This is a genomic window from Pseudomonas hamedanensis, assembly GCF_014268595.2.
GTDB classification, from domain to species: Bacteria; Pseudomonadota; Gammaproteobacteria; order Pseudomonadales; family Pseudomonadaceae; genus Aquipseudomonas; species Aquipseudomonas hamedanensis.
This window is the reverse complement of record NZ_CP077091.1, coordinates 5841072-5858927: the sequence shown is the minus strand read 5'-3', so window position 1 is coordinate 5858927 and position 17856 is coordinate 5841072. Positions and strand designations below refer to the sequence as shown.

General features: G+C 60.9%; 15 protein-coding genes and 1 pseudogene. 6 read left to right on the top strand and 10 right to left on the bottom strand.

The features are described from left to right. Positions 1-133 precede the first annotated feature (133 nt). Positions 134-1267, bottom strand: a complete 1134-nt coding sequence (locus HU739_RS25710; RefSeq protein WP_186546759.1) for a Fic family protein — start codon at positions 1265-1267, stop codon at positions 134-136. A 276-nt stretch (positions 1268-1543) separates the two neighbouring features. Here HU739_RS25710 and HU739_RS25705 point away from each other — a divergent pair, with 276 nt between their 5' ends. The 6 genes from HU739_RS25705 to HU739_RS25680 are packed head-to-tail and all read left to right on the top strand — an operon-like array spanning position 1544 to position 11726. After that, positions 1544-2335, top strand: a complete 792-nt coding sequence (locus tag HU739_RS25705; RefSeq protein WP_186546760.1) for a YfaP family protein — start codon at positions 1544-1546, stop codon at positions 2333-2335. 35 nt (positions 2336-2370) lie between these two features. Further along, a complete protein-coding gene (locus HU739_RS25700) occupies positions 2371-4083 on the top strand; it encodes a DUF2138 domain-containing protein (RefSeq protein ID WP_186546761.1) in 1713 nt (570 codons plus the stop codon). Then, on the top strand, positions 4068-4718 hold the full coding sequence (locus HU739_RS25695) for a DUF1175 domain-containing protein (RefSeq protein WP_186546762.1): 651 nt from the start codon (positions 4068-4070) through the stop codon (positions 4716-4718). Before HU739_RS25700 ends, HU739_RS25695 begins: the two co-directional genes overlap by 16 nt. Then, positions 4715-9289 (top strand): alpha-2-macroglobulin family protein, encoded by a 4575-nt coding sequence (locus HU739_RS25690; protein WP_186546763.1) that lies wholly within the window; start codon positions 4715-4717, stop codon positions 9287-9289. The genes HU739_RS25695 and HU739_RS25690 overlap by 4 nt, the downstream gene beginning before the upstream one ends. Before the next feature lies 1 nt (position 9290). Continuing rightward, complete coding sequence (locus HU739_RS25685; RefSeq protein WP_186546764.1) at positions 9291-10910, top strand: DUF2300 domain-containing protein; 1620 nt, start codon at positions 9291-9293, stop codon at positions 10908-10910. Positions 10911-10913: 3 nt separating this feature from the next. Beyond that, a complete protein-coding gene (locus tag HU739_RS25680; RefSeq protein ID WP_186546765.1) occupies positions 10914-11726 on the top strand; it encodes a YfaP family protein in 813 nt (270 codons plus the stop codon). 45 nt (positions 11727-11771) lie between these two features. Here the strand turns inward: HU739_RS25680 and darG are convergent, their stop codons facing one another. The 9 genes and pseudogenes from darG to HU739_RS25635 form a co-directional block, all read right to left on the bottom strand. Further along, positions 11772-12857: a type II toxin-antitoxin system antitoxin DNA ADP-ribosyl glycohydrolase DarG gene (darG, locus tag HU739_RS25675; RefSeq protein ID WP_186546766.1), complete on the bottom strand. Its 1086-nt coding sequence runs from the start codon at positions 12855-12857 to the stop codon at positions 11772-11774. Continuing rightward, a pseudogene (locus tag HU739_RS25670) lies at positions 12854-12937 on the bottom strand (type II toxin-antitoxin system toxin DNA ADP-ribosyl transferase DarT); the annotation flags it as partial. The pseudogene HU739_RS25670 and the gene darG, both read right to left, overlap by 4 nt. A gap of 70 nt (positions 12938-13007) precedes the next feature. Continuing rightward, a complete protein-coding gene (locus tag HU739_RS25665) occupies positions 13008-13304 on the bottom strand; it encodes a type II toxin-antitoxin system RelE family toxin (RefSeq protein WP_186546767.1) in 297 nt (98 codons plus the stop codon). Next, positions 13294-13533: a type II toxin-antitoxin system RelB/DinJ family antitoxin gene (locus HU739_RS25660; protein ID WP_039761862.1), complete on the bottom strand. Its 240-nt coding sequence runs from the start codon at positions 13531-13533 to the stop codon at positions 13294-13296. Before HU739_RS25660 ends, HU739_RS25665 begins: the two co-directional genes overlap by 11 nt. Before the next feature lie 442 nt (positions 13534-13975). Then, positions 13976-14722: a S24 family peptidase gene (locus tag HU739_RS25655; protein WP_186546768.1), complete on the bottom strand. Its 747-nt coding sequence runs from the start codon at positions 14720-14722 to the stop codon at positions 13976-13978. A gap of 216 nt (positions 14723-14938) precedes the next feature. Beyond that, positions 14939-15466 (bottom strand): inorganic diphosphatase, encoded by a 528-nt coding sequence (gene ppa, locus HU739_RS25650; RefSeq protein WP_003205933.1) that lies wholly within the window; start codon positions 15464-15466, stop codon positions 14939-14941. A 112-nt stretch (positions 15467-15578) separates the two neighbouring features. Next, complete coding sequence (locus HU739_RS25645) at positions 15579-16391, bottom strand: M90 family metallopeptidase (protein WP_186546769.1); 813 nt, start codon at positions 16389-16391, stop codon at positions 15579-15581. Positions 16392-16395: 4 nt separating this feature from the next. Beyond that, positions 16396-17046 (bottom strand): DedA family protein, encoded by a 651-nt coding sequence (locus tag HU739_RS25640; protein ID WP_016773001.1) that lies wholly within the window; start codon positions 17044-17046, stop codon positions 16396-16398. Between the two features lie 232 nt (positions 17047-17278). Next, positions 17279-17740, bottom strand: coding sequence for a GNAT family N-acetyltransferase (locus HU739_RS25635; protein ID WP_003228592.1), 462 nt, complete (start codon positions 17738-17740; stop codon positions 17279-17281). Positions 17741-17856: the final 116 nt, after the last annotated feature.

Sequence of the window (17856 nt, the reverse complement as noted above, 5' to 3'; positions counted from 1 at the left end):
GGAGCTTGCTCCCGCTGGGTTGCGCAGCGACCCCAAAACCAGCCACCGCGATCAACAGGTGAACCGTGGTTGGCGGTCGGGGCCTGCTGCGCAGTCCAGCGGGAGCAAGCTCCCTCGCCACAAGGGTAGGTGATCAAGCCGGATAGTTGATTTTGTAACGCGTGCTGCGTCCGCCGCCCGGCAAACGTTGCAGGCAGCCTTTTTCCAGCAACTCTGCCAGATGCCGCGTCGCGGTGGCTTTGGACACTTTCGCAACCGCTTGATATTGCCCGGCACTAAGCCCCTGTTCGAAACCGCGCTCACTGCCATCAAGCAAGCGATTGAGCACTTTGATCTGCTCCGCTGAAAGGTCGGATTCGCGGTGCGCCTGCCAGAAACGGGTTTTGCCCAATACCGAGTCGATCCGAGTGATGGCTTGCTGCAGGCTGTGCAGCAAGGTCTTTAAAAACCACGTCAGCCATTCGGTGATGTCGAGCGTGGCTTTTTGGCTCGACTCCAGAATCCGGTAATAACCGACGCGATCCTCAAGAATGCTGGCGGACATGGCGTAGAAGCGGATCGCCTGCGCTTCGCCTTGAGCCAGTGCCAGATCAGTGACGGTGCGGGTCAGACGACCGTTGCCGTCATCGAACGGGTGCAGGGTGACAAACCAGAAATGGGCGATGCCTGCGCGTAGCAGCGGATCCAGAGAAACCTGATTGCGGCTGGCTTCGAACCAGTTCAAAAAACGTTCAAGTTGCTGTTCCAGCCCTTGGCGCGAAGGCGCCTCGAAGTGAACCGTTGGCCGGTCGAGGCGTCCAGACACGACTTGCATTGGCTCGTCGCCACGCAAGGTGCCGACGAGCATCGATCGGGCGCTGAACGTCGTTTCCTCGGCCGGGAACAGCCATGTGTGCCATTCCAGCAATCGTGAAACGGTCAGCGGCTCGTCGAAACCGTGGGTGGCATCGAGCATCAACTGCGCCAACCCTTCGCTACGCTGGCTGACGCTCTCGCGATCAACCCATTCCAGACCCAGGCGTCGGGCCAGCGAAGAGCGCACGGAGCCGACATTCAGTTGTTCATCTTCGATGGCGGAGGAGGTCACGATGTTCTGCAGCAACGCATCGAGTTCGCTCTGTGCATTCATCGAATCGCCCACCGAGCCGGCCATTCCCAGGAGTCGGCCCTGCGTCTGCACGCACTCGCGCAGCAGCGGGGCGAGGCGCTCGGCTTGCCAGTTGAAGTCGGGCCAATCGGGTTGTTGCCAGATCCAGTGCGCGGTCATCAATCACCTTTCCTACATGCATGAGCCGAATAAAAGCGCTATTCGGCTCATTTGGTGAGCCGAATATGCCGGCTATTCGGCTCACCGTCTACCAGGCGGCGCAGTTCCTACAGCAATCACACCTGTATCCGATTGTTAAAAAACTGCTGAATCGCTAATCTTCGCGCCTTCTACGGCCCGACAGTCTCGGGCTATTCAGACGAAACGCAGTTCACCGCTGTGAAGCGCCGAGGATCGGGTGCAAGGTTTCGTTCAAGGCATGGCAGGAGGCGTCACATGCGTTCATTTCTTTTGCTGCTGATCGGCCTCGCCTGCGCGCCTGCGCTGTGGGCGGCGCCGACTGCAGAATTGTCCGAGCCGGTCGGCGGCTGGCGCTATCACGGCTTGCTTGATCGCTCGGAAAACCCGCAGGTCGCTTACCCGACGCCGCCGATCGATCGCGGCATCCAGCGCAATCGCACGATGATCCAGGGCCAGCTCAAGGCCATCGGGCACATCCGCCCGCCGCACAGCCTCGCCGTGAACGGCAATCCATTGAATCTGTACACCGATGATCAAGGGCGTTTTGCCCGGCCGTACGCGTTCGGCGCCGGTTCCAACAGTGTCGAGGTGATCAGCGCCGAAGGCCAGTCGCTCAAGCGCGTGCAATTTTACGAAGCCAACAACCTGCGCACGCCGGCGCGGATTCGTCTGGTCCTGGGCTGGGACGATCCGAAAGCCGAACTGGATCTGCATATTGTCACCCCCGATGGCCAGCATGCGTTCTGGGCGCGGCCGGCGCTGAGCAATGGCGGCGGTCTCGATCCGGATGGCGTCGACGGCCCCGGCCCTGAAATGTTCACCATGACCGCGCCGTTGCACGGCACCTATCTGGTCTACGTCAACTATTGGGGCAACTTCGGCAACGGCGGCTATAACTTCGAGGAGACCAGCAACCAGAACGAGGTGATCACCTCGCAAATCACCCTGGTGCTCAACGAAAACACCGTCGACGAAAAACGCGAAACCTTCATCGTGCCCCTGCGGGCGATCGGTGATCTGCTGCTGGTCAAGACTTTCAACTATTAAGCATCCCGCCACGGATGAACTCGGATGTTGTGAACATGAGCGATAACACTGTGACCCAGGCTGCCGCGACACCCGCAGCCAAACCTTCGCGGCGCTGGCCGCTGGTACTGCTCGGCCTGTGCCTGGTGGCCGGCGTGGCGGGCGGTTTTGGCTGGCTGCTGCTCAAGCCCAAGGCGCCGCCAGCGGAACTTGCGAGCGACAAGCTTGGCCTTAGCCGTCCAGACGCCTTGCTCGAAACCCGCTCGCTGAGCCAGTTGCCCAAGGACCTGCTGACGGTGCCGTTCCTCAAGGCCACGCTGACCGAAGACTTCGTCTTCTATTACGAAACCCACGCCGATCGCCTCGGCCTGATCGGCAGCCTGCGCCGGATCGTCTACGAGCATGACCTGAAGTTGCAGGACAGCCTGATCGAGCAGCTTTTCGATCAACCGGCCGACGTCGCGCTGTGGCGTGGCGCCGATGGTCGCCTGAAGGATTTTCTGCTGGTGATGGATCGCGGCGGGCTGGCGAAGCTGCTCGAGCCGCTGGCGAAAGTGGCGCTGGATGACACTCAGCTCAGCGTCTTCGTCAGCCTTAAGGTGGGCGGTGACGAGGTGCCGTTGTACCAGCTCAGCTACGGCGCCAGTAAATCACTGCTGTTCGCGTCCCGCGGCGACAAACTGGTGGTGCTGTCCAATCCGGCCAAGTACTACGACCCGGAGAGCGGCGTGTCGCAAGAGCCCGGCCACGTCTCGGCGCAAGCGCTGGCGGCGCTGCTCAGCGGCGAAAAACTCTTCCCAGAAGCGTTCGGCCTGCCGGCGAAAGGCCCGGAAACCAAGCAGCGCCTGTCGGTCAATTCCAGCGTCCTCGCCATGGGCTACCAGCGCTTCATCCCGAATTTCGCCGGGCTGCGTTTCGACATGGACGACAAGGGCTGGCACAGCTACCTGGCCATGGATGGGCTGGAAAACCAGCCGGACTTCGATTTTCAACCGGTCTGGCAAGCGATGCCGTTGGGCGCAAGCGCCTGCGTGACCCTGCCGGTGGCGGCCGAGCCGCAGAAGCCGCTATTGATCAAGCTCGGCGCAGAAGAAGCGGTGGCGCAGGCCCTCACCGAACACGTCGCCGGCGCAGCGGGCCTGTGCTGGTACGCCGATTCGCGGCTGTACACGCCGTTGCTGGTTGCCAGCCTCAAAGATGAGGACAGCAGCAAGCTCGACGGCGACCTCGGCAAGCTATTCGGCTCGATGGTCGGCGCGTTCGAGGCCAACGTCGCCGAAAACGTATTTCCAGTGGTTGAGAAACAAGAAGGTCAAAGCCACGTCTGGCAGCGTCAGGTCAGCTCCAGTTTCGGCCCGTATGCGGCGAAGACTGCCGAGAACCCGGACGCCATCAGCGGCCGCGCCTTCATGAAAGTCAGCCTCGCCCGTCACGGCTCGACGCTGCTGTTTTCCCTGGACGACAAGCTGGTCGACAAAGCCCTCGGCACTCTGGACAAGCGCTTCCCGCCGATGGCCGACGTGTTGCCCAAAGATGTGCTGATGCCGATCTACTTCGGCCCGGACGCCATGGCGCAACTGATGCAACGCGAAACTCTCGACAGCCTGCCGCAGGACATGGAACCGGTGTTCTATAACGCCGCGCAAACTTACCTGATGCCGAAACTGCGCACCCTCGGCGGTTACGGCAAATATGCCCTGACCTTGCCCGAAGGCAGCGAGCCTGACGGGCACTGGCAATGGTTGCCACTGGAATGGAAAGCGCTGTGACCACACTGATCCGCAGCCTCGGCCTGCTCGCGCTGCTGTTGAGCGCAGGGGCCCGTGCGGTTGAAGCGCCGGCGCTCGACCCTGCTCAGTCACAGGTGTTCCGCGCCTGGTTCGTGCGCATCGCCCAGGAACAACTGAGCCAGGGTCCGAGCCCACGCTGGTATCAGCAGGACTGCGCGGGACTGGTGCGTTTTGCTGCCAACGAAGCGCTGAAAGTCCACGATGACAAATGGCTGCGCAGCAATGGCCTGTCCAACCGCTATCTGCCGCCGGAGCTGTCGCTGAGCGACGAGCAGCGCAAGCTCGCTCAACAATGGCAGCAGGGCGGCGGCAAGGTCGGGCCCTACGTCAACGCGATCAAATTGATCCAGTTCAACAGCCGTCTGGTCGGCCGCGATGTGTCGCAGGCGCGGCCCGGTGACCTGATGTTTTTCGATCAGGGCGACGACCAGCACCTGATGATCTGGATGGGCCGCTACATCGCCTATCACACCGGCACCACCACCCCCACTGACAACGGCATGCGTTCGGCAAGCCTGCAGCAACTCATGACATGGAAGGACACCCGATGGATACCCGACGCAGCCAACCCCAACTTCATCGGCGTCTATCGACTCAACTTTCTCTCCCAATGACCGGTGCCCGCATGTTGCGACTCTGCTCCCGAATCCCTTTGCTGCTGGCGCTGTTGCTGCCACTGGCGACCGTGAATGCCGACGATTCGGTCGAGCCCAGCGGCTACACGCCGGTGTCCGGCGAAAGCTTCTTTCTGCTCGCCGACAGCAGTTTTGCCAGCGATGAACAGGCGATGGTCCGGCTTGAAGCGCCGGGCCGTGATTACCGGCGCTTTCGCATGGAACCCTATGGCGGCGCCGACATACGCGTATATCGCATCGACAAGCCGCTGGACTTTCTCAAGCGCCAGAAGAACCTGCACCGGGTCGTCAGTGACGGCCAGTTCGAGGGCGAAGGCCTTTCCAATACCCTCGCGTATCTCTGGGACAACTGGTACCGCAAATCCCGCCGGGTGATGCAGCGTGCGTTCTCTTACGAATCGCGCAAACAAGTCACTGAAGAAGTCCCGGAACTGAAGATGGGCGACGCCATGGTCGCGCCGACACCGTACGACGCTCAGCCGCAATTCGCCTTGATTCCGGGTCTGCCGGTGGTCAGCCAGTTCCGTTATCCGCTGTGGCAGGCCAAGCCGATCCAGCCGCCGGCCGGGGTCAATCTGGCCGGCTCGTCGAGTGATTTTGTCAGCGTTGCGCCCGGGAACGTTTACATCCCGCTGGGCAACCTGAAACCGGGGCTGTACCTGGTCGAAGCACTGATCGGCAAGTACCGCGCGACGACGATGGTGTTCGTCTCCAACACCGTTGCGGTGAGCAAGATTGCCGGCGATGAATTGCTGGTCTGGGCCGCACGCAAACATGAGGGCAGTTCGGTATCCAAGGTCAATGTGCTGTGGACCGATGGCCTCGGCGTGATGAGCAGCGGTGCCACCGATGCTGACGGCCTGCTGCGTCTGAAACATGTCAGCCCAGAGCGCTCGTTCGTCATCGGCGAGGACGAAGAGGGCGGGGTGTTCGTCTCGGAAAACTTCTATTACGACAGCGAAATCTACGACACCAAACTCTATGCCTTCACCGACCGGCCGCTGTATCGCCCGGGCGATTGGGTGTCGCTGAAAATCGTCGGTCGCGAGTTCAAGAACGCGCGGGATTCGGTGCTGCCGGGCGCGGCGGACGTCAGCGTCAGCGTGCTGGATGCCACCGGCACCGAGCTGCAAACCCTCGACCTGAAGCTGGACTCCAAGGCCGGTACGCAAGGCCGTTTCCAGTTGCCGGACAACGCCGTGGCCGGTGGTTACGAAATCCGCTTCAACTATAAGGATCAGGCCTATAGCAGTGCCTTTCGCGTGGCCGAATACATCAAGCCGCACTTCGAAATCTCGCTCAACCTGGCGAAGCAGGATTACCGCACCGGTGAGCCGGTCAAAGGCAGTCTGGTGCTGCTCTACCCGGACGGCAAACCGGTGGCCAACGCCAAGCTGACGCTGGGCCTGCGCGCTCAGCAACTGTCGATGGTCGACAATGAGCTGCAATACCTCGGGCAATTCCCGGTGGAACTGAGCAGCACCGAACTGACCACCGACAGCAAAGGCAACGCCAGCCTCGACCTGCCAGCGGCGGATAAACCGAGCCGCTACATGCTCACCGTGTTCGCCAGCGATGGCGCGGCGTATCGGGTCAAGACCACCAAGGAAATCCTCATCGACCGAGGCGCCGCGAGTTTTCGCCTGAGCGCGCCACAGCGTTTCAGCGCAGTCGGCGACAAGGTCGCGTTCAGCTATGCCAACGAGGGCGGCACTGAACAGGGCAAAGCGGTTGCCCCGAGTACGTATGGCTGGGTTCGACTGGAGGACCAAAGCACGGGCGAAGGCAAACTCACCGCGACTGACAAAGGTTTCAGCCTCGCGTTCGAGCGTCCGGGTACTTACAACCTGACGCTGAAGGACCAACACGGCCGCGTCCTCGGCGCCACCGGCCATTCGGTCACTGGCGACGGTGTGAAAGCGGTGCCGGGTACGGTGGAAATTGTCCTCGACAAGCCTGAATACAAGGCCGGCGAAGAAGCGCTGGCGCTGATTACCTTCCCCGAGCCGGTCAGCGATGCACTGTTGTCGCTGGAGCGCGACAAGGTCGAAGCCACCGCGCTGCTGGCCAAGGGCGGCGACTGGCTGAAGCTGGAAAAACTCAGCGACACTCAATACCGCGCACGCATCCCGGTGAAGGACAACTTCGCACCCAACCTGACCTTCTCGGTGCTCTATACCAAGGGCGGCCAATACAGCTTCCAGAACGCCGGGATCAAAGTGGTCGCGCCGCAAATTGATGTGGCGATCAGCACGGACAAAGCGGTGTACCTGCCGGGCGACACCGTTACGGTTGATCTGACCACTCAGTTCGCCGGCAAAGCCGTTCCCGCGCACCTGACCGTCAGCGTGGTCGATGAAATGGTCTACGCGCTGCAACCGGAAGTCGCGCCGACCATCGACCAGTTCTTCTATCACCCACGGCGTAACAACGTGCGCACCAGCGCCAGCCTGTCGTTCATCAGTTACGACGTGGCGCTGCCGGGCAGCCCGGGCGCGCCGGGCAAAGCCAATCGCAGCGAGCGTGGAGTGAAAGTGCTGGAGCGGCCGCGTCGCGAAGACGTCGACACCGCTGCGTGGCAACCGGAGTTGCTGACCGGCGCCGACGGCAAAACCCGCTTCACCTTCAAGATGCCGGACTCGCTGACCCGTTGGCGCATCACCGCCCGCGCCATTGCCGATGACGGTCAGGTGGGGCAGAAGAAACAGTTCGTCCGTTCGGAAAAACCGCTGTACCTGAAATGGAGCGGGCCGAGCAAATTCCGCGAGGGCGACCAGCCGCAACTGGGCGTGTTCGCCTTCAGCCAGGCCGAGAAACCGGTCAAGGCTGAGCTGGTCACTCACTACGCGGGCGTCGAGCAGCGCCTGCCGGTGACCCTGAACAGCGGCATCAATTACCTGCCACTGCCGGCGTTCGCCCTGGCCTCTGGCGAGTGGACCGCGCAACTTGTGCAGGACGGCAAAGTCGCCGATGCCCTGGCCGTGCGTCTGAGCGCGACTGGGGATGGCTGGCAAATGACCCAGACGCAAAGCCTCGATGTGGTCAGCGGCGACACGCCTTTGAGTCTGCCGGCGGATGCCACGGACATTCGCCTGCGTCTGGACGACAGCCCGCAAGCGCTGTTCCGTTCGGCCCTCGACGATCTGCTCGGCTACCCGTACGGCGGCGTCGAACAGACGGCCAGCCGTTTGCTACCGCTGAGCATCGCCTACCCATCGCTGGCCTCGAATCCACAGATTCGCGATCGCTTGCGCCTGATCATGCAGAACAGCCGTCTGCGTCTGGTGCAAATGGCCGGGCCGTCGGCGAGCTTCACCTGGTGGGGCTACGACGGCGAGCCGGATGCATTCCTCACCGCCTACGCCTATTACGCCGACTGGAACGCAAGCCGCGTACTCGACCTGACCCTGCCGGCGGAGCATTGGCAGCGCGTGCTGGAGGTGTACGCCAGGCAGGCGCCGAACACGCCGTTGCTGCAACGGGCGCTGATTCTGTCGTTCGCCAAGCAGATGCAGTTGCCGGTGACCACGTTGCTCAGTGGTCTGATCGACGATCTGACCAAGGCCGGTGAAGGTAGCGCCGAGACCTTGCTCGACGATGGCCGGGACAGTCTGGTGATGAACGACCCGGATTCGGCGCTGGGTCTGGCCGCGGCACGGGTGTTGACCGCTGCGTTGGCCGCGCAGGCGAAAGTCGCTTTGCCAGATGCGTTCAATCGTCAATTGGGCGCAGCGCAACAACGTCTGGCGGTCAGTTCGCAGCCGTTTGTCGAAGCGCTGAACCTGTCGCTGCAGCCGTTCGATCAGGCTCGCGCGACGGCGTTGCTGCAACGTCTGCTGCCGCAGCAATCGACGCTGGAGCGGGCACTGGCGCTGACCTGGCTGCAACGCAGCATCGCCCAGGCGTCGCCGACCATCGCGCTGATGCCCGGTGAGGGCTGGAAGAAAAATTACGGTGCCAGCGGCGAGATGTACTGGACATGGCAGGGCGCGACGCCGCAGCCGAGCGTGCTGACCGTGTCCGGTATTCAAGAGCGGCCGCTGCGCGCGGCGCTAAGTTTCCAGACGCAACAGCCGCCAAGCGATCCGATGGCCGTGACCGTCACCCGCCGTCTGTCGCGACTGGTGCCGGGCGACGAAGCATTCACCTTCAAACTCGAGCCGGTCGGCAGCAAGCCGCTGTCCAGCGACAGCCTGTACCTGGACGAAGTGATCCTCACCAGCAAAGCGCCGCAACCCCTGCGCTACGGCATGCTTGAAGTGCCGCTGCCGCCCGGCGCCGATGTTGAGCGCACCACGTGGGGCATCAAATTGCAGGGCAAGGACGGTACCGAACCGACTGCGCTGGAGAAAGCGAAATTCGAACCGGGGCAACTGGCCTACGCGGTGCCGGTGGATGCGCTGAGCGGCGAATTGCGCCTGCGCCATCTGGTGCGCTTCTCGCAGAAAGGTCAGTTCAACCTGCCACCGGTGCGCTTCAGTCAGGTTTACGCACCGCAGCATCAGGCCCAGGAAGCGAAAGCCGCCCTCGGTCAGGTCACGGTCAACTGACATGCGCCGGCCGCTGCTGTGGCTGTTGTTATGGGCGATGCCTGCGTTGGCAACGGCGCAGGACGCGCCGTTGCGCGTGGCTTATAAGGGCGAGCTGTGGTCGTTGAATCAGACGCAAGTGATCGCGCGCGAAGCGTTGCCAGCGTCGTTCGATGCACCGTTGGGCAGTTTGTGGAAGCTGTTTGTCTACGCGTGGCTGGTGGACAACGGCGCGCGCGAGCCTGCTTACGAATGTCGCGGGCAGTCGAAGGAAGAGGTTTATTGCTGCGCGGCGGGTGGGCGGATCGAGCGTGATCAGGCCTTGGTGAAATCCTGCGGGCTGTATTTCGAGCCAGCGCGGCTGGGCATTGGAGCGGCGGATTGGCGCGCGTATTGGCAGGCGCGGCAGGCGCCAGCATGGTTGCTCGACTTGTCATCGCTTCAACCGGCTACTCGGGTCGCCGTTGCCGATTTGCTCAAAGTGCTGGCTTCGATGCCGGCTCAAGATCAGATGCGCCGCGTGCTGCTTGATGTCGTGCTGAGCGCAGCGGACGGCAATGTCGTCGGTGAGTTGGGCGGGCGTTTGCGGGTGAAAACCTGGAGCTGGCTCGGCGATCAGGATGCGCAATCGCGCCAGGGTGGATTCGCTGGCTGGACCCACGACGGCGCGCCAATCTGGGCGGGTGGGCGTGGCACCAGTCAGAGGGTGTTGCGGCATTACGGGCAGGCGCTGGCAAGCGTTTTGCCGACGGCTTGGCCAGCGGACGCAGGGCCTTGTGTGGAAGTCGGACTGTTCGCGAAATATCCGCTGTCGAAGGTTCTCGCGGGTGATCGTGTGGCGTCGTCTGGTCCGTTGCGCGGCGACTACCGTGTCGAATTCGCCAATGGCAACGCGCTGGATATCCACAGCGACGGCGAACTGTTTCTGCTCAACGACAAACTCGTCGCGAGGCTTGATCGCGAAGAGTACGTCGCTCGCGTCCTCGAACGCGAAGCCAAACCCGAACCCGCCGAAGCGGCCAAAGCCCTCGCCGTCGCCATCCGTACCTACCTGCTGCAAAACGCCACGCGCAACGGCGAATGCCTGAGCATCGACGACAGCAGCAGCCGCCAACGCGTCGCCCCGCGCCCGGCCTCCAGCGAGTCACGCCGCATCGCCGCCTGGACCGCCGATCTGGTCCTGGCCGGCAGCACCGTCACCTATCACTCCGACCAGCCCGGCCCGGACAAGCTCGCCTGGCAGCAAGCCGTCGCACAAGCCAACGCTGGGCAGCGCTACGACGCGATTCTGGTGCACGCCTATCCACGCGCCAGCCTCAGCCGCTGGGACAACCCGGTCGCCGCCTGCGAAGCGTTACCCACCGCGCAGGACTGGCTGCAGAAACAACGACGCGGCTGGCGTCCGAAGCTGGAAAGCGAAACCGGCTACAACGAAGTCAGCGCGTTCGCCGTGTGCAAACTCGCCTTCGGCCGGCCCTTTGTCGACCGCGAACGCCAGCGCATATACGTGCGCGGCGTGCTGACCCTGCAGGATCGCCTCGACCTGACCCACGAATACTTGCACCTGGCCTTCGAAGCACACCCCAACGGCCAGGATGAAACCTACATCGAAGGGCTCGCCCGTCACCTCTTGCTGGAATAGACCATGACACTCCGTTATCCACAGGTCTTGCTGCTGCTCTGTGCCCTCAATGGACTGCCGCAGGCTTTTGCCGCCGACGGCGTCAAACTCGACACCCCGGTCGGCGGCTGGCGCAGCGGCGCACCGGAAGGCGAGGGCGAAAGCTTCCGGCAGACGGTCAACTACCCGGCCTCGTCGGTCAACACCCCGCTTGGCCAGGCCAACACCGCGCGCATCAGTGGCCAGATCAAAGCCATCCCCAAGAACAACGAGCCCGGCCGGCTGATCGTCAACGGCGTCAGCATGCCGCTGAAAATCGACCCCGCCGGCCGCTTCGACCGCCCGTTCTCCTTCCCCAACGGCAGCAACAGCGTCGAAGTCCGCAGCCCCGACGGCCAACAGCGCCACCGCACCCAGTTCCTCAACGCGCGCGGCGGCGCCACCCCGGCCAAGCTCCGCGTCCTGCTGGCCTGGGACAGCGACGGCACCGACCTCGACCTGCACCTGATCACTCCTGACGGCGCCCACATCTGGTACGGCAACCGCAGCGCCGCCAACGGCGCCGCGCTGGACGTCGACGTCACCACCGGCTACGGCCCGGAAATCGCCGCCATGCCAGCGCCGATCAAAGGCCAGTACCTGGTTTATGTGAATTATTACGGTGGCGGGTATCGCGGGGATGACGAAGGCGGGGATGAAGCGGTGCAGGCGCTGACGACGGCGCAGGTGACGGTGATTACGGAAGAGGGCACGCCGAGCGAGAAAATGGAGACGTTTCTGGTGCCGATGCGGGCGGTGGGGGAGTTGACGTTGGTTAAGTCGTTCAGTTATCCGTGACGGAAATTGGGCAGCAAGTTGCTGCCCAATTTTATCGAGCGTCTTTCAGGCCGCTAATCCAGGCCGGAAAGTACTGGATGTCAGGCGCTTGAGCGCAATATCAAGGGCCTGATCATCGAACAGTTTGCTCTTGCGAGCTGCGGCACCGGCGCCACCGTCCCAATGCTTCAATGCTTCGCGTAGCGCTGGAACAGTTACAGATACCCCTTCCTGGCTCAACAACCAATCGACCGTGGCCAATAACTCCATACCGAATGGCGATTCAAAACCGTCAATCAGTTGAGCCGTACGTTCCAACGCTTGCAAATATGCCTTGGCCTCAGTCTTGAGATACGTTTGTAAAAACGCTTTGCGATCTTGATCAAACCAGATCACATCATTAATGCCTGCGTCGCTGATGCGCTTGTCACAGTGCAGATAGCTGCCATCGAGGTTATCAAGCAGGTGTTCCAGCCGGTTGGCGTACGGGCCATATTTATGTGCGACGAACTTCAGGTTCAGAGGGTTCTGGGTATCTGGCAACTGCTCGATAGCGCGCTCAAGAAACCAGGCGAGCTTCTGAATCTCCAGCAGACTGCACTCCATGCCTAAAACCCAGTAGCGACGAACCAGTTCGGCGATAAGCGCTCGGGCTGGCGTGAGCTTTTCTACGCCCGCGCGTTTGGTGACGTTCAGGTACTGATTGGACGGCTCGAATACCAAAACATCAGCGTCCAGGTCCCCCAACACTTCGACAATCTGTTCACGGACTTCAGGCCACTTCAAACCGCCGTTACCAGCACCTAACGGTGGAACCGCAACGGATTTCACATCGTTTTCAAGCAAGAACCGCCGCAGGTCATGCAAACCTTCGGTGATCCACGCCATTTGCGACGGCGACCGCCAGTGGCGCTTGGTGGGGAAATTCACGATCCAGCGAGGGCCATCGAGTTCGTTGGTGGCGGTCACATGCATTTTGCCGGTTTCTACTTCCCCGGCCTTACACGCCGCTGCATACACTCGGTAATTCTGCGCAAAGCGCTCTTTGAACATCAATGCGATGCCCTTGCCCATCACACCCACAGTATTCACCGTGTTGACGAGGGCTTCGGTTTTGGCTTCCAGCAGGTTGCCTTGGGTGAATCTGATCATTGGAAATACCATTTGGGACGCGCATGGACCGGCAACGTCAGGCCTCTGGCTGCGACGTCTGGTTCTATGGATGTACGCGTTGGACTTTTTACAAATGATCAGCCCTTTGCACCTCGGTAGCGTGCGTCCGACAAATGGCATTTTTCGAAATCAGGCTCGGGATGGCAAGCGATCTTGCGCAACCTCGTAGGCCGCCTCCCGCTCACGTTTGCCAATAGCGACCACGAACACCAATATTTCCTGATCGAGTACCTGATAAATCAAGCGATAACCGGCGCTTTTCAATTTCACTTTATAGCAGTCTGGTAGCTCGCGAAGCCGATTGGCTTCGATTCGAGGGTTTTCCAAGACCTCAGCCAGTTTTTTTTTGAACTGTTGGCGAACCGTATCGCCCAGCTTGTTCCACTCTTTTAATGCACGTCGATCAAACTCAAGCTCATAAGTCATCCAGACTCACCTTGACCCGCTGAGGGGATGCGAGACGTTCGGTGACTACGGCAATAAGCGCTTCATCTTCTTCACTGAGCAACGCGGCTTTGAAGGGTAACTTGCCCCGCTCTGCAACATATTGGAGGGTTTGGCGCAGAAGCTCCGACGGCGTGACGCCGAGCTTTTCGAGTTCGGCGAAGGAGCGCTGTTTCAAATCATCATCGATGCGGATGTTGATGGAAGCCATGATGGAATACCTGTAATGACGGTTGTCATTACGGTAACAAGAGGGTCGCCTTCTCGACAAGTGAGAATTCAAGTTCCGGACGGTAGGCGTAGCCTTTTCGCAGACATTAAAAAGCCGGCTTGTGGCCGGCTTCTCGGGGACTGGCTTGGTTTATTTTTGGTAAACCGCGCCAGCCTTCAAAACGTACATCCGGATCTGCGTCCGGCTGTGGGACTTGGTCAGACGTTGGTCTGCCGCGTCGGGCGTCATCTGAGCCGCTGGGCGGGCCGATGCGCAAATGTGGGGCGCAGGATACTGAGTTTTGCTTTGGATTCCCAGCCTCAAGTGCGGGTTAGAGCGACTGAAGCGGTACGAACTCTGGATTTGTACCGGTTTTCAGGGCCTGTTCGCGAGCAGGCTCGCTCCCACAGGTTCTGTGTGTAGATTGAGATCGGCGAGCCCGTCACAAAAACGGCACCACCGGCCTGCGCTTGCCAAGCGTCGACCACCAGAACACCCAGCCCAGAATATGGATCCTCTGTTCCTCGATCTGCGCCGGCCGGAAAACCTCGTCGGGGTATTCGGCGCTGTTGTGGCTGCGCATGCGCAGGCCGTTGCCGGGCATGCGGTGCAGGTATTTGATGCGCAGCATGCCTTCGTGTTCGACGGCGTAGATTTCGCCGTCGACAACCTGGGTCAGGCCGCGGTCGATGGCGACGATGGAGCCGTCTTCGATGCGTTCGGCCATGCTGTTGCCGATCATGTGGGCGCAGATGGCGTTGGCGTGCTTGATGTCGAGTTGGTCAAGGTGGGCGCGGGGCAGGCGGATGGATTGGTCCGGGTCGAGGATGACCTCGGTTTTGCCGCCGCCGTTGGCAATGGGGGCTTCCTTGAAGAACGACAGGTCGATGTCGCTGGGGTTGACGACCGTGTACACCCCGCGAATGGCCTGGGCATCGAACGTGTCGCCATTGCTCGCCGGAGCGTGCAGGCGCGGGATGTCCTTGACGCCTTCTCCGGTCTTCAGCCAGTCACTATTGACCGACAGCAGGCGTGAGACTTCTTCCATGCGATACGCCGGGACGCCCCGGGTGTACCAGTTATGAACGTTTTGGGCTTCCGTGCCCCAGAACTTTGCGAAATCCGTGGTGCTGATGTTCGCTGCTTCCAGGAGTGCCCTGAATCGTGGACCGCTAGTGTTCTTTCTCATAAACACGAGTCTACGGGCGGGCTAGAGCGGTTTGAATAAACTCGGCGTTCAAAAAATGGCTGTATTTTGCGACTGGATGTAAGACTTGCTTGTGGGAAATTAAACAGATTAAAACCGTATGCTGAATTTTAAACACGCTGTTTAACGAAGTTTTCCAGGCACAAAAAACCCCGGAATTCCGGGGTTTTCGTCAAGCCTAACGCGAAGCGCAATGGCTCAGCCTTTGTAGGCGGCAACCGACTTGGTGATCGCTTCGCGGGCGGCGTCTGCACCGGCCCAGCCTTCGATCTTGACCCATTTGCCTTTTTCGAGATCTTTGTAGTTCGCGAAGAAGTGCTCGATCTGCTGGATCAGCAGGGGTGGCAGGTCGGTGTATTCCTTCACGTCGACGTACAGCTGGGACAGCTTGTCGTGTGGCACGGCGATGACTTTGGCATCGCCGCCGCCGTCGTCGGTCATGTTCAGGATGCCGACCGGACGGGCACGGATAACCGAGCCTGGGGCGACCGGGTAAGGGGTCACGACCAGCACGTCGAGGGGGTCGCCATCGTCAGCCAGGGTGTTCGGGATGTAACCGTAGTTGGCCGGGTAGAACATCGGGGTGGCCATGAAACGGTCAACGAACAGGCAATCGCTGTCTTTGTCGATTTCGTATTTGATCGGCGCGTGGTTGGCCGGGATCTCGATCGCGACGTAGATGTCGTTCGGCAGGTCTTTGCCAGCCGGAATCTTGCTGTAGCTCATTGGGCGTTGCCCCCGTAGTTGACCAAAAAAACCTGGTCGGATTGACCAAAAAGTGGCGGCGATTATAGGCATATTCTGCCGCGTACGCCATGTGCCGAAAGTCGTGCAGAACTCAGGCGTGCGCCTGATAGACCGGGTCCGAGGCCTGAAGTTGCCGCAACCTGCCCAACGGGTCCTGACGGTAGAAAAGCTGCAGTTGCGCATACACCCGTGGATAGGCCTCGTGGAGCAGATCCGGGGCGCTGAAAAAGTACTCGCTGGTGACGGCGAAGAACTCGGCCGGGTTCTCGGCGGCGTAGGGATCGATGGCGGTTTCGGCGTCGGGATCGTGGTCGAGTTGGCGGTTGAGGTCGTCGTAAGCCGCTTGCATCACCTCGGCCCACTCGCTGACGCGCATGTCGGCGTGCAGTGGCGGCAGGCCGTTGGCATCGCCGTTGAGCATGTCGAGTTTGTGCGCGAGTTCGTGGATCACCAGGTTGTAGCCGTCCCAGCCACCGCTGGCCATTACGCCGGGCCAGGCCAGGATGACCGGGCCTTGCTGCCAGGCTTCACCGCTGTGTTCGCCGTCCCATTCATGCTCGATGCCGCTGGCATCGCGATGGCGTTGCGGGCTGAGGAAGTCGTCGGGATACAGCACGATCTCGTGAAAGCCCTGATACCAATTCAAGTCGCCCAGCCTGAGCAACGGCAGTTGCGCCTGGGCGGCGAGCAGCAGGCGTTGTTCCTGATGCAGCTCGACGCCGGGTAGGGCGCTCAGGTGCTTGTCCTGGAGAAACAACACGCAGGCTTCACGCAGCCAGCGGTCTTCGTCGGCGTTGATGCCGTCGAGAAAGCTCAGGCGGTGGCGTACCCGTTGCCACAGGTCGTCGGCAATCGGGTGTTTCGCCAGGAGGCGCCGGCGACGCCAGGCGCTCAGGGACCACATCGGCTTAGTGCGATTGCACTTTGGTGCCGCCGAAACGGCTGCGCACCACGCCGATGATCATTGGCACCAGCGACAGCAGGATGATGGCCACCACCAGCAGCGACAGGTTTTTCTTGATGAACGGCACGTTACCAAAGAAGTAGCCCAAGGTGACCAGACCGCCGACCCAAAGGATGGTGCCGAGGACACTGAAGCCGAAAAAGCGCGGGTATGGCATCCGCGCCACACCGGCGACGAACGGCGCGAAGGTGCGGATGATCGGCAGGAAACGCGCCATGGTCACCGTCTTGCCGCCGTGTTTGTCGTAGAAATCGTGGGTTTTTTGCAGGTAGTCGCGACGGAAGATTTTCGAGTTCGGATTGCTGAACAGCTTTTCCCCGGCCGTTCGTCCGATTACGTAGTTGGTGCTGTCGCCCATGATCGCCGCCAGCATCAGCAGGCCGCCGAGCAGCACCGGGTCCATGCCACCGCCCGCTGCCACAGCGCCGGCGATGAACAGCAACGAATCGCCTGGCAGGAAGGGCATCACCACCAGGCCGGTTTCACAGAAGATCACCAGAAACAGGATGGCGTAGATCCACGGCCCATAGTTGTTCACCAGCAAATCGAGGTACACATCGAGATGCAGGATAAGGTCGAGCGGGTTGAAATCCATGGGGGCACCTGTATGACGGCCCGACTCGGCAGGCCTGTGCGGATGACTTCGTGTAAGCCTACAGCCGGGTGTAGTTTTTCTTACAAGCCGGAAAAGTCGGGATTATAAGGTCTGAGTGATGAAAAGCGCGTCGGTTTTGTAGCGGGGAATGTCGGGTGTGATTAATTGTCGGGCGCAGGTCAGCTGTGGTGAGGGAGCAAGCTCCCTTGCCACAGAACAACCCCAGTGAGGTTCAGAGTTCGTCGCTGATCGGCAGTACGTAGTTCTTGAACTCGGTGTCTTCCTTGAAGCCGATGGATTCGTAGGTTTTCTGCGCCACTTCGTTGTTGCTGCTGGTCGAGACGCGCATGCGCACGGCCTGGGTTTCCTTGGCCATCTTCTTTGCGGTGCGAATCAGGTTGTCGGCGACCAGTTGGCGGCGCGCGTCTTCGGCGACGTAGATGTCGTTGAGAATCCATACGCGCTTGAGCGACAGCGAGGAGAAGCTCGGATAAAGCTGACAGAAGCCCATGAGCTTCTTGTCGTCATCATCCGCCAGGGCCAGGTAGATCACCGATTCCTTGCGGCGCAGGCGTTTTTCCAGAAAGGCGCGGGAGGAGTCCGGGTAAGGCAGGGAACCGTAGAACTCGCGATACTTGACGAACAACGGGGTCAGCAAATCCAGATGTTCGAGGGTCGCTTGAATAATCCGCATGATAGGTCTCGTCTTCAAGTGGCTGTCTTCAACTGCTCTGACGGCGATGGGAAACCCTTGGCGGCCGTGCATCGATCCTGCCTGAAACCAGCGCAGAAAGGCAATGCGGAAACGGT